This is a genomic window from Cytophaga aurantiaca DSM 3654 (assembly GCF_000379725.1).
Lineage (GTDB): Bacteria > Bacteroidota > Bacteroidia > Cytophagales > Cytophagaceae > Cytophaga > Cytophaga aurantiaca.
In genome coordinates, this window is record NZ_KB903621.1 from 125,538 (window position 1) to 138,425 (window position 12,888).

Sequence of the window (12,888 nt, forward strand, 5' to 3'; positions counted from 1 at the left end):
TTAATCATCCATAGAGCGCTTCGCTAACTCTACGGATAGGATTGTTTAAAGTAACTATTGAGACCAGGAAGTTGGCTCTCTATCCCAACGGTGTTTTTTTAATTCGTTGTACAGATCAAGGTTTAATTTTTTTCCGTCGCTTACACCAGTGTTTGCCAATACATTGCGTTCCTTTCTCATGCCGGGGATCGTAGTAGATACATCGTCGTTCATTAAAATAAAGCGCAATGCCATTTCTGCCATCGTCATACCCTGCGGTACAACAGGTCTCAACAGGTCAGCATGTTCAGAACTTGAGATCAGATTTTCGGGTACAAAATAACTTGCTCTCCAATCGCCTTCATCAAACGTTGTATCCTTTGTGATCGCGCCGGTTAATGTTCCTTCATCAAAGGGCACTCGTGCAATTACGGCGATATCTAATTTTTTACACAAAGGGAACAATACATCTTCGGGTGCCTGATCAAAAATATTATAAATCACCTGTACCGAATCGATCAAACCTGTCTTTAAGGTATTAAGACAATTTTCAGGTTCCCATCTGTTTACACTTACGCCCCAGGCATCTACCTTGCCTTCCTTTTGCAAATCTTCAACAGCACGCTGCCAACGTTCATCAGTTGCCCAGGCATCTTCCCAAACGTGAAACTGCATGAGGTCGATTTTTTCAACACCTAAATTTTTTAAACTTATTTCAGTATATTTTTTTATGTGCGAAGGCGGGAAGCATTCGTCCAGCGTATAAGATTTTTTTGAAGGCCATTTGAAATTCATCGGTGGAATTTTAGTGGCTACATAAATTTTTTGGTTTGGATGTCTTTTAACCAATTTGCCCAGTAATTGTTCGCTATGACCTTCGCCATATCCCCAAGCGGTATCAAAAAAATTAACGCCTTTAGAAACAGCCAGATCCAGGGATTGTTCAGATTGAGAATCATCCGACCCTTTCCAGCCGCTTGCGCCCCACATTCCGTATCCGATTTCACTTACTTTCCAATTGCTTTTTCCAAACTTTCTTAACTGCATACCTTTATAAGTTATATTAATATAACAAGGTAAGCTATTTTATTGAAATAGGAAAAAGGGGGTATTGAAGAATGATAAATTCACGGCATAAAAATATACAGAATGCTAATCTATTGTATTACAAAGTTATATCAAACACGAACCAAGGCTTAATGTTAGTTCTTCTTTCTTTCAAGATGAACTGGGTTTACTCCTCTTTATTCACCATAAACATGGCTGTGGAAGGAAAACGGGCAAACAATTCGTCTTTTAATGCTTCAGAAATAGGAAGGGAACCGATTGCCTGAGACATACAATGCAGCCAGGCAATGGCGTCAGTTTCGGTAATGGGGTGCGGCATATGACGTGCACGCATCTGCGGATGACCAAACTTTTCAGAATAAGCTTGCGGACCACCTAAAAACTGAGACAAAAACAAACGCTGTTTGAATTTGATCTCTTCTTTGTCATTTTTAAATAAATGTGCTATCTGATCATTTACAAAAACCAAATCGTAAAAACGTTCTACCAATAGATCAAGATTTTCTTTTCCCAGTCGATAATAAAGCGCTTCGTTTTCCATAATTCAGATATCTTTTATGAAAACAAAAGTGCAAAAAAGCTATTTAAGAAGCGAACCGGATTGGATAATGATTGTCATTGAAAGCTATGATCTATATAAGCATCCAAAACTGGCTAAGCCGTAAAATGCTTTTTCAAAAACTTTTTTAGTTGTACATACGTGATGTTTACCGCTAACAGGTTTCCTTTCTCATCTACAACATTAATACATGGTGTACCCGGTGCTTCATAATCCATCATTATTTTTGATGAACCGTCAAAAGGATCGTAGCCATGAATTGCAAAGTTTAATTTATCTTCTTCAATTACAGGTCGTAATGTAGTAGTATCCATATCAATTGAAATCATGATGTACGCAAGGTTTGCTTTTTTATAAGGAGCCATAATATCCGGCAGATATTTATTGGCTTCTCTGCAATGCGGACAGGTAGGGCTCCACAAATGAACGATCACAATTTTTCCTCTGTAATCACGCAGTGAAATACTGTCTACACCATTCAGAGCCGCCACTTTAAAATCAGGAGCTTTTGCGCCCACAACAAGATGCTCAGAATTTCTGGCAGCAATAAAGGCCAGACTCAAAATCGCTATGATGATAAAACAATTTGAGATTCGTGTCAGCTGTAACATAAGGTTAGTATAATTTTGAGTCATTAATTTCAAAACAAAGTTATCTAACTATATATTCGTAGTATTACATAAAAATGGATTTCAATTGTAAAAATTAGCTGTGTTTGAACGTAGTTGTTCCATCGTCCGAACCAAAAGAAATTTCTCCAAAACTCAAATGATATTCATCTGATTTACAAAGAGGCTTTAAATGATCGATCAGTTTTTCACGAATGATATCTCCATCGTCTGAAGCATCATATCCTTCTTTACTTCCATCCGGAATGATAAAAAATGAGCAGTAATTATTTACAATACTGTCTTTGATTTCAGAAACCAAATTGGACCCATTAGATGCTTCCATATGCAATTTATAAAGTTCAATCGCTTTGTTACGGATAGAGTCCAGGATCTTTCTATCGTTACAAGTTATTATAAGTGCATGGTGGCGGATATTTCTCATTCAGGGACTAACATAATAAAGGCTGGGTTTGTAAATATCGTTTTCTCTTGCCGAAATACAAAATAATGCTCTTAATCTAATAGTTGAAAATAAATTTTAAATTGAATTTTTTTAATATAAAATATTCTAAAATGCATAAAAACCGCAATTAAGTTAAATTTTTTTGTTTTCACGAAATAGATTTTCTATTATTAAAATATCGATATAGTTATATCGATAGAAAGGAGCATAACTATATGATGGTAGAAATAAGTGCTATTATCCGTGCAGGAAAATTTGATGATGTCCGGGATGCATTACATGCCATTGGAGTAGAGTTCTTCATTTTTTTTGACGTTAAAGGAGTAACCTTTACGAAAGAGCACAAAGGTTCCTACAGAGGAACAACCATATTTGATGCAAGCTCAATTTCGAGAAGAAAAATTGAAATAGTAGTGCCTGAAGTCGACGCAGCAGAAGTAGTCGACTGTATTAAAAAAGCCGCTACCACAGGTGTAGCCGGCGACGGGAAGATCTTTGTAAAAGACATTAAAACTTCCGTTAGAATCAGTATCTGATTCTTCACTCAAATAAGTAGAAGTAGTAGTAGCGGAATTTCCACAATTTCGCACGAATAAGCATATAGTATGAATACGTTGGAATCTGCTTAAGCAGATGTCCGAATCATACAGCTGTCTTTTCAAGGCAGTGAAAGGTACCCTTTTGTTCTTTTCTTTAATCAACTTAAATAAGTATGCCAAACGTAACACCTGAAATGTATGACTCTGTTATGCTTATCAAGCAACAGATGTTGGTTGATAGTTTAAATCTTGCACAAACTGCTTTAAACGATTCATTACATGCTACAAATGAATTGATGTTCAAAACCCGAACCGAACTTGCTATCACAAAAGATACCATCGCAAATTCTTCTTTCAAATCGAACAATGTGTGGATGATGGTAGCAACAGCTCTTGTATTTATTATGCACCTTGGATTTGCGACACTTGAATCGGGACTTACTCAAGCAAAAAATACGACAAACGTTTTATTTAAAAACTCCATAGTTCCTGCAATCGGAATTCTAACACACGCTATTTGTGGTTTTAATTTTATGTATCCGGGATTTATAGAAAATGTTTCCATGGATTTCATTGGCTTTACGGGTTGGGGCATTGCACTACCTGAAGGAGGAGAAACCGCTGCTTATAATGCAGGCATGACCTACTGGACAGATTTTTTATTTCAGGCAATGTTTGCCGCTACTGCTGCAACAATTGTTTCAGGTGCAGTAGCAGAACGGATCAAGCTTATGAGTTTCATGGTTTTCACAACTATTTTCACAGCTTTTATATATCCAATCATTGGTAGCTGGAAATGGGGATACGGCTGGTTAAACACGATCGGTTTTCAGGATTTCGCAGGATCTACATTGGTACATTCTGTTGGTGGCTGGGCTGCACTTGCAGGTGTTATACTGCTTGGTGCACGGCACGGCAAATTCGAAAAAGGAATGATCAAGCCTATCCCGGGTCATAATATGACGTCGGCTGTTATCGGAACATTTCTGCTTTGGCTCGGTTGGTTTGGTTTCAACGGAGGTTCCGTATTGTCTGCCGAACCCGGCGTTGTTTCAAGGGTTTTGGTTATGACATGTCTTTCAGGTTCTGCCGGGGCAATTGCTGCTTCGTTTACAATATTTGCTGTTAATAAAAACTTTGACCTCTCAATGGTTTTGAATGGCATTCTTGCTGGCCTTGTAGGAATTACTGCCGGGGCCAATAACATGGGTATACTTGATTCAGTGATTATCGGTCTTGTAAGCGGATCTTTGGTTGTTGGGTCAGTAATTATGTTTGAAAAATTAAAACTGGATGATCCTGTCGGCGCATTGTCTGTTCATCTGGTATGTGGTATCTGGGGTACAGCAGCTGTAGGTCTTTTCGGAACAAAAGCTGGTGGTGAACAATTCATTACACAATTGATTGGTATTGGTGCCGTAGGTATTACAGCGTTTGCCAGTTCATTCATTATATTCCTCATTATTAAATATACTATTGGACTACGTGTTGACAAAGAAGAAGAAATTTTCGGACTGGATGAATCCGAACATTATATGGAAGCATATCCAAATTTTATGACAAAATGATTCTTACTCCGTTATTACAAACAAAAGCATTGCTCTTAAAACAGCAATGCTTTTATACTTTATTCAATAGTTATGGTTGTTCAAGAAGAATTAATCTTCGAGGTAGAAGAACTTGAATCCGAATCTAAAAGTCGCTGGAAACTTTCAAGAGTACTCAATCCGGCGGCCGACAGTTCTGCATTTAAAAAATATTTACAAAAAGATCTGCTGGCTGCATTCGTCGTATCGCTTATTGCGTTGCCTCTTTGCATGGGAATTGCTCTTGCGAGTGGTTTCCCTGCTGTATCCGGCATTTATACTGCTCTCGTTGGAGGGTTAATTATAACATTTATATCGGGAACACATGTAGATATAAAAGGGCCGGCGAGTGGATTGTGTGTTATTATTTTAGCAGCTGTTCATTCGTTTGGAGAAAATCCATTTCCTTATGTCCTGGCCTGTTTATTTGTTGCAGGTATTGTGCAAATGTTTTTTGCTGTTCTTCGCTTTGGAGCTTTGGGTGACTCGTTCCCGGCTTCAGCAGTATTAGGTATGATGGCAAGTTTTGGCATTATGATCGCCATCAAACAATTTCCTGTTCTCATTGGCGCCCATGTGCATGGAAAGACTCCTATAGATCTATTAATGGAAATTCCTGAATGCGTTGCACACCTGAATATTAACATTGCTATTATTGGCTTCACAAGTTTAGGTATTATGATTGGCATGAGCTTTTTGAAAGGTTCCTGGACTGCTTATGTACCCGCTCCTCTAGTAGTTATTGTTGTTGCTATTCCCTTAAGCATTTTCTTTAATATTCAAGGCATGCCTGATGGTAGTGAATATTTAGTTTCGTTGCCGGGTAATTTATTTGAAGGCATTATGTTTCCGGATTTTTCGCAATTGATTTCTTTAAATTCATTACAATATATTTTAATGATTGCATTAGCTGGCAGTTTAGAATCGTTGCTAAGTTCCAAAGCAATCGAAATGGTGGATTCCAAAGGCCGTAAGTCGCGATTGAATAAAGATCTGTTTGCAATAGGCATAGGTAATTCTCTTCTGGCATTAATTGGAGGTTTGCCGATGATTTCGGATGCTAAAAGAAGTTTACTCAATGTTAATTATGGCGCACAATCAGCTTGGTCTAATTTTTTTCACGCAGGCTTTTTATTGTTAATTGTTGTTATTGGAGAGCCCTTGATCCGAATTGTCCCGCAAGCTGCGCTATCCGGTATCTTAATATATATTGCTTATAAATTGGCATCACCCAAGCAAATGGCAGCAGCTTATAAAATCGGAGCCGAACAACTCGTTGTATTTATTGCCACTTTAATTATCTGCTTGTTTACCAATGTGCTTTGGGGCATACTTGCTGGCATCATTTTAGAACTTATTATCCATGCATACTTTGGTGTGAAAATAAATAGCTTATTTAAAACCAGTGCAGAATTAAAACAGGAAGGCGCTCATAATTATACACTTCATATTTATGATGCCGCAGTATTTTCAAATTATATGGGTGTCAAAAAATATTTACAGACATTACCTGAATATTCAAACGTCACTTTCGATTTTTCAAAAGCAAAAGTTGTTGATCATACCTTTTTAGAACATTTGTATTACCACGAAGAAAAAATTCAAAAGAAGGGTGGACAGATCGTGTTGGCTGGACTGGACCATCATAAACATTTAAGCGATCATCCCCTGGCCTCCAGAAGGATTGTCGATACAGATATACTTACACAGCGTCAGTTAGAATTGCAGGACTTTGCAAACAAAAACGGTTTTACTTTCGACCATCGGATTGTTTCTAACCTGTCAAAGCTGGAAGATTTTTTGGCAACGAAACATATTCAAATAAAACTTCAACGAAATGTACTTGTAGGATCTCATTATAATATGAATTTTGAATTGTCAGATTTAATGTTGATTCACACAACAGGAAACAGATCACATAACATCAATATGACAAATGCATTATTCTCTATACCCGGAATGAATATACCGGAGTTTATTTTAGAGCCGGATGGATTTACAGATGATTACAAAGATGATTCATCTTTTAAAGATATTGACTTTAGTCAGCATTCTGTATTTTCATATTACTATATATTAAAAGGTCCGGATGAAAAAGCAATTTCAGATTTTTTTACAAATTCATTAATCCGGTTTTTTGAAAAACACAAAGGTTTCCGTCTGGAGTCTAAGCACAACATGATCTTCGTATATAAAAAAGCCCGGCGTATTAAGCCGGAAAATTTAAATATGCTAATTGATTTTACAAAGATGCTTATGTATGAACTCTATGTTCAGAGAAATTTAAGTATAAAAGCATAAAAGGAATGGCGCTTGTAGGCGCCATTCCTTTTATATTATTCTCCGCCAACCATAATTGGCACATCACCATTACCTCCGGTAATAATGACCTTTGCATTGGGTGAAGTTGAAAGATTTTTCATCATTTCAATATATTTATATTTAAGAGCAGCCGGTGTCATGGCAGAGTTAATAATGTCCTGTGCCTTTTTTATACCTTCTGCTTCAACAACCAATCTTTCAGCTTCTTTCTGTTGCTTTAGAATAACGTATTCCATCTGCAAAGCTTCCTGCTGCGCCTGCACTTTATTCTGAATTGCTTTTGTTATCTGATCGGGAAGTACAATGTCTTTTAATAATACAGCATCGATCACAAAACCGTATTTGTGAACAGCAGCTATCATCTGTTCTTTAATCGCAGATTCAATTTTTTCTCTTTCTGTTGAATATAGTTCTGTAGCAAAATATTTTGCTGTGATCTCTCTTGTCGTAGCTCTGAAGTTTGTCATGATTGCAACCTCTTCAAAATTTTGTCCGAAGCGAACATACACTGCTTTTGCGCTATCCGGGTTGATATGATACAGCAAGCTGATTTCAGCATCAATACTCAATCCTTCTTTTGTTGGCACAATTAGTTTACTGTATACTTCCCTAACACGAACATTGACTTTTATAATTTTTGTGGTAAAGGGATTATATCCTCTTGCACCTGCATGTATAGGCTGAGGTTTGATCACTCCTACTTTCTGGATCATGCCTACTTCGCCCGGACGAACGATGGTACAAGCAGCAAATACTGCAGTTGCAGCAGTTATTGCTAAAACGGTTTTTAGTTTTCTCATACAATTAAAAGTTGAAGGTTTAATTAATGTGAGAAAGCTATTCAGAAATTATGTTGAGATTCTGTAGTCTTGATTAAATATTTTTCATGCCGCTAAGTATACTTATCCCTTCACTTTATGCGAAGGAACCAATTAGAAGTCCATAAACTCTTTGTTATCTAGATTCAATCGTTCATGAGTAGCTTTGATACAATTATTAAACGAAGCAATCATGGTTATTAAAAATATGCCGAATAAAATATATTTTATTTTCATAATACATTTTTAACGCTTGAACAATATTTTATCTCTCAGCAATTTTTGCTGTTACTAAATTTCAAGAATGTTTTTAAATTGTACTGGTTGATTTGTCGGACCATAAAAAAGTGGTGCGACGAATAATGTTCACTAACACATCATGCAAATCACTTTCTTCCGGTTACATCCGTGGTTAAAAACGAATACCGGCATTGATACCAACCCAATACGGATTGTAAAATATTCTGCCATTACTTCCGTTGATGTTCTGTTCATACAAGATGCTTCCCTTAGGAATCATTTTAGATCCTGTTGAACCGTCTGCATTTGTAAATTCTGAAAACGACGTGTTTAATGTCGGACCGGCAAAAAGCGAAACGCGTTTTGATAAATTCACGCCAAGCATAATACGCAGCTGTCCTTGTTCATTTACTTTATTTGTAAAAAATTCGTTTTCATTAATGTGCATTGCAAGTAAATCAAATGAGAGTGTTGAACGCTTCGTCATCTGTATCGTAGATCCAAAGCCATATCCAAAGGTCCATCGATAATAATTATCCGGATTATAGTTGGCGCCAAACTGGAAGATGTTATAAAAACTTTTTACACCTGTTTTGATCAATATATTGCCTTGTGTTGTTTCTGAGTAATATCCTTCTACTCTGCCATATCCATTTTTTGAAATAGATAACAAACCTACAGGTACACCTTTTATTGTATCGCTGATATTGATAAAGCCCAATTGAAATCCGGATACTTTACGTGCGTGGTTTATCAGACCAATTTGTCCGCCATTGATTGTACCATTGTGCTGATTAACTACTCCGGAAATCTGTACACCATCTAATTGTTCTGTTCCAACATTCACCACACCTGCGATCTGCGAACCGGAAATGGCACCTCCTGCAACATTCACAATACCTGCAACCTGTCCGCCGATAACTTCCTGACTGCTTACATTTGCAATGCCTGCAATCTGTCCGCCGCGCACATATTCTCCTGCAGCGTTAAATACACCAGCAAGCTGGGCTCCTTGAACTTCTTTACGTACAACATTTCCCAGGAAACCGAATTCAAAACCTGAAACCGCACCATTGTAACCTACCAATGCATTCAGAGACCAATCGTTTCGATACAAGCCACTGGTTTGCATGTGTGTTCCGAAAGGATATACACCTGTGAATTGAAAATCATCGTGTATCAACAGATCTTCGTCATAAGAAACTTCAGAAGTATCTGAGATGTTATCTTTGTTCTTTTTAGAAAAAAGAATACTGTCTTTAATTTGTTTATACTCGTTTGCAAGTGCAATCTTTGCTGCCTTCCAGCTTTGTTTCAATTTTGTTTTATTAGCAAATGATGCTGTAGCAACACTGTCTTTCTTTTGTGTATAGCTGGAATTTAAATCGGTAAGTCCTTTTGTGTACTGACTATCCAATTCTTTTATTGCTTGTGAAGTATCTTTTGAAGATACAACTAAGGGTTTTGCTTCCAATACTAATTTTGGATTTTGCGTGGTGTCTTTTAGAGCAATCTTCTTTGATAGCGTATCGCTGCCTGCAGGCTTTGGTGCGGCATAGACCGATTTTGTTCCCGATGCGGAATTTGTAACTGCAACTTTTCCTTTTTTCAAAACAATCTGATTTCCCACCGCTTTGAACGTGATTGGCGTAGGTTCAAACAATTGCTTCAATGCTTCATTCAGCGTGGTGTTTGTGACATTTAATGAGACCTTCTGACTTAAATTTATTTGATCCGGCGAAAAAGAAAAGTTTACTCCATACGTAGCTTTTATTTTTTTTAGTGCTTGATCTAAGGTTATATTCTGGAAGTTTATGGTTACTTTTTTTTCTAATACCTGTGCAGAAGTAAACTGTACAGAAAATATCAGACATACCAATACCATATGAAGTTTAACTATTGTCTTCATCGTTGAAAGTTAATACGTTAATTGAATGTTATTTGCAGCCGTTTCCTCTAAGGATGAAGGTGTCTCCTTCTTTTTCGACTTTCATGTTCATTGAAAGGGCGATGATCTCTACAATTTCAGCAGGGTTGGCATTGTCAAACTCTCCTGTAAATCTGCAAGTGCCCGCTTCACTTTTTTCTAAAATTACCCGAGCCCCTGTTATGCTTTTCAAATCAGCCAACACTTGATTTAAAGGTGTTCCAACGAAAATCATTAATTCAGAATTCCTCCAGGCTGCTGTTTTGGTAATCGTTTCTGTGCTTTTATGTAGGCCTCCATAAATATCTACAGAACATGCCATTCCTTTTGTAAGCATAATCTCTTTTCCTGAGCGACTGTATTTTTCAAGTACTGCTACTTTACCTTCTTCTACTTCAACTACATCAACCGAATCTGTAGCTCTGCTGCGTACCAGGAACGACGTACCCTTCACAATCACACGCGAACGATAGGAAAGAACGGTAAATGGTTTTGATGCGTCTTTACGAACTTCGAAGAAAGCTTCTCCATCCAGGAAAACCATACGGTCGTCTTCTCCATAAGTAGAAGAGTAGCGCACTGTTGTAGTGTCGTGCAAGTAAACTTTACTGCTGTCGGGCAGGTAAAATTCTTTCATCCCATTCAAAGCTCTTAAATCTGTGAACGTTGGTTTTGTAAACAACACATTGCTCATCGCCCATGTAATCAAAGCGAGTACCAATACTGCAGCTGCAGCCCGCGTAATTGGTGCTTGAAGCAATTGACTCCAGATAGAAATCACTTTGGCTTGCTTTTCATCGATTGTCTGTGCTTTAACTTTATTCCAGGCGCTTGATATATCAAATTCCGGGAATGCCATTTTTTCACGGGATGCAATCCATGATTGTTCAACTTCCTCGAAGAATACAGCATGCTCCGGCTTTTCTGTTTTCCAACGGAAAAGTTCCTGCTCCTGCTGATCCGAAAGTTCACCGTGCTTATAAGCAGTAATGATCTCGTACCAGTATTCGCTATTCGGTATGCTTGTGTTCTTCATGGCCATTTCAATAATAAGACAATAGATTAGTGGTTCACCCCTACTATGAGTTAAAAAAATGTGTAATATCTTCCGACAGACAGATAATCAGTAGAATAAAAAGGTGTTCTCTCATAATTCTGAGGGCTTTACCCATCTGATTTTCAACCGTTTTAATCGAAATATGAAGCATTTCGGCAATTTCTTTATATGATAATTGATCTTCTCTGCTCAGCATAAACACCGTTCTACAACCATCGGGCATTGCTGCAATTGCCTGATCAATTTTTTTCTGTACATCCTGAGCCTGTAACAACAATTCCGGATCATCCGACGCAGAACTGCTTGTCTCATTTAAAACAGAAATTTCTTCGTTGATTATTTTTTTAGAACGGGTGTATTCATTGATGCTGCGGTTGTATACCGAGCGAAATAAATAGGCTTTAAAAGATGTTTGAATCGAAGTAGATTCTCTTTTATTCCAAAAATTTATAAAGCAGGTCTGCACCACATCTTCAGCCTTGTCCCGATCGTGTACAATGCGAAAAGAGAAGCGGCAAAGCTGCTTGTAATACGTATGAAACAATGCTTCAAAATATGCCTCCCGATTTTCGGAAGGCCATTCTTTTTCATCGTCTTTTATTGATTTGTGCAAGGTGCTCATTTGCTCAATTTCACACGTAATAAATACATGTTTGCAGTAATGTATAAATAAGATTCCGAATCGTCCAATGCAACATTGGATGCATGTTCTTTAATTTTTATGGTAGCTATATGTTTGCCTGCAGGATTAAATACCCAGATGCCTGTTGGGCCCGATGCATAGATATACCCTTTGCTGTCCATTTTTAAACCATCCGGTAAGCCTTTGCCTTTATTCACAAAGGATGTAGCATCCATAAATACTTTTCCATTGGATAATTTTCCTCCTTCATCTATGTCATATACTGCCCAGATTGCACGAGCCGGATCGGAATTCGCAACGTATAATTTCTTGCCATCATTTGAAACGATGATGCCATTCGGACGGGTCAATGAATCAATCAACTGTTCAACAGAACCATCAATGTTGATTCTGTAAACACCTTCTTTTGTCTGTTCTTTCGATGAATCGTTTTCCTGTTTTACCAAACCGTACGGAGGATCCGTAAAGTAGTAGTTTCCCTTTTTATCCGCACATACATCATTTGGACTACTAAAACGTTTTCCGTCGAATTTATTTGCAAGTGTTTTAAATTCCGGTTTTGGCGCACTTAATGAAGCCTGCATTTCTGCAATGCGTCGATCGCCGTGCTGTGCCAGTACCAACTTGCCGTTGTTGTTCAAACACAAACCATTTGAACCTGTTTCGCCACCTCGGGCGATTGTATCTGTATAACCGGATGGAGTTAAATATACTTTTAAGCCTTCTTTTTCAGACCAACTGTTAATGGTATTTCTTGGCACATCTGAAAAAATGATTTTTTGCTGATCTTTCAACCACAACGGACCTTCAGACCAAAGAAAACCTTGTGCTAAAATTTCTGCCTTCGCATCTTTAGAAAAAAGTTTCTCTGCTTCAGGATCTAATATTTCAATTTCGCTTAATGTATCCGCTGCTGTTTTTTGTGCGAGTGGTTTTTCATTCGTGCAGCTTGCCAAAACAACTGCTAAAAAGGAAATCAGTAAAAGGCTCTTTTTCATGTGGCTAAAGTACGTATTTTATTTCGATGTATAAAAGATTCAAGTGTTCTTATGTAAATGATTATTCAACGTTTAGGC

The 12,888-nt window shown here is 37.6% G+C and carries 12 protein-coding genes; 3 read left to right on the plus strand and 9 right to left on the minus strand.

Annotation, left to right across the window (positions count from 1 at the left end; all coding sequences use genetic code 11):
• Positions 1-54: 54 nt before the first annotated feature.
• The 4 genes from A3EE_RS0101985 to A3EE_RS19885 all read right to left on the minus strand — a co-directional run bounded on the left by A3EE_RS0101985 (position 55) and on the right by A3EE_RS19885 (position 2,659).
• Entirely contained in the window at positions 55-1,026 is a 972-nt protein-coding gene (locus A3EE_RS0101985) for an aldo/keto reductase (protein WP_018341752.1), read from the minus strand.
• A gap of 187 nt (positions 1,027-1,213) precedes the next feature.
• The gene (locus A3EE_RS0101990) at positions 1,214-1,588 is read right to left on the minus strand and encodes a globin domain-containing protein (protein ID WP_018341753.1); all 375 of its coding nucleotides are present in this window, start codon (positions 1,586-1,588) and stop codon (positions 1,214-1,216) included.
• A gap of 113 nt (positions 1,589-1,701) precedes the next feature.
• Complete coding sequence (locus tag A3EE_RS0101995) at positions 1,702-2,217, minus strand: TlpA family protein disulfide reductase (protein ID WP_018341754.1); 516 nt, start codon at positions 2,215-2,217, stop codon at positions 1,702-1,704.
• 94 nt (positions 2,218-2,311) lie between these two features.
• Complete coding sequence (locus tag A3EE_RS19885; RefSeq protein ID WP_033417420.1) at positions 2,312-2,659, minus strand: hypothetical protein; 348 nt, start codon at positions 2,657-2,659, stop codon at positions 2,312-2,314.
• A 236-nt stretch (positions 2,660-2,895) separates the two neighbouring features.
• Between A3EE_RS19885 and A3EE_RS0102005 the strand changes: the two genes are divergently transcribed.
• The 3 genes from A3EE_RS0102005 to A3EE_RS0102015 all read left to right on the plus strand — a co-directional run bounded on the left by A3EE_RS0102005 (position 2,896) and on the right by A3EE_RS0102015 (position 7,106).
• A complete protein-coding gene (locus A3EE_RS0102005) occupies positions 2,896-3,216 on the plus strand; it encodes a P-II family nitrogen regulator (RefSeq protein ID WP_018341756.1) in 321 nt (106 codons plus the stop codon).
• Positions 3,217-3,392: 176 nt separating this feature from the next.
• Positions 3,393-4,787: an ammonium transporter gene (locus A3EE_RS0102010; RefSeq protein ID WP_018341757.1), complete on the plus strand. Its 1,395-nt coding sequence runs from the start codon at positions 3,393-3,395 to the stop codon at positions 4,785-4,787.
• Between the two features lie 72 nt (positions 4,788-4,859).
• A complete protein-coding gene (locus A3EE_RS0102015) occupies positions 4,860-7,106 on the plus strand; it encodes a SulP family inorganic anion transporter (protein ID WP_018341758.1) in 2,247 nt (748 codons plus the stop codon).
• Positions 7,107-7,141: 35 nt separating this feature from the next.
• Here A3EE_RS0102015 and A3EE_RS0102020 read toward each other — a convergent pair whose 3' ends face one another.
• The 5 genes from A3EE_RS0102020 to A3EE_RS0102040 form a co-directional block, all read right to left on the minus strand.
• Complete coding sequence (locus A3EE_RS0102020; RefSeq protein ID WP_018341759.1) at positions 7,142-7,927, minus strand: prohibitin family protein; 786 nt, start codon at positions 7,925-7,927, stop codon at positions 7,142-7,144.
• Between the two features lie 430 nt (positions 7,928-8,357).
• Positions 8,358-10,094: an STN domain-containing protein gene (locus A3EE_RS0102025; protein ID WP_026209546.1), complete on the minus strand. Its 1,737-nt coding sequence runs from the start codon at positions 10,092-10,094 to the stop codon at positions 8,358-8,360.
• Positions 10,095-10,122: 28 nt separating this feature from the next.
• Positions 10,123-11,148, minus strand: coding sequence for a FecR family protein (locus A3EE_RS0102030; RefSeq protein ID WP_157446839.1), 1,026 nt, complete (start codon positions 11,146-11,148; stop codon positions 10,123-10,125).
• Positions 11,149-11,191: 43 nt separating this feature from the next.
• Positions 11,192-11,791, minus strand: a complete 600-nt coding sequence (locus tag A3EE_RS0102035) for an RNA polymerase sigma-70 factor (protein WP_018341762.1) — start codon at positions 11,789-11,791, stop codon at positions 11,192-11,194.
• The gene (locus A3EE_RS0102040; protein ID WP_018341763.1) at positions 11,788-12,810 is read right to left on the minus strand and encodes an SMP-30/gluconolactonase/LRE family protein; all 1,023 of its coding nucleotides are present in this window, start codon (positions 12,808-12,810) and stop codon (positions 11,788-11,790) included. The genes A3EE_RS0102035 and A3EE_RS0102040 overlap by 4 nt, the downstream gene beginning before the upstream one ends.
• Positions 12,811-12,888: the final 78 nt, after the last annotated feature.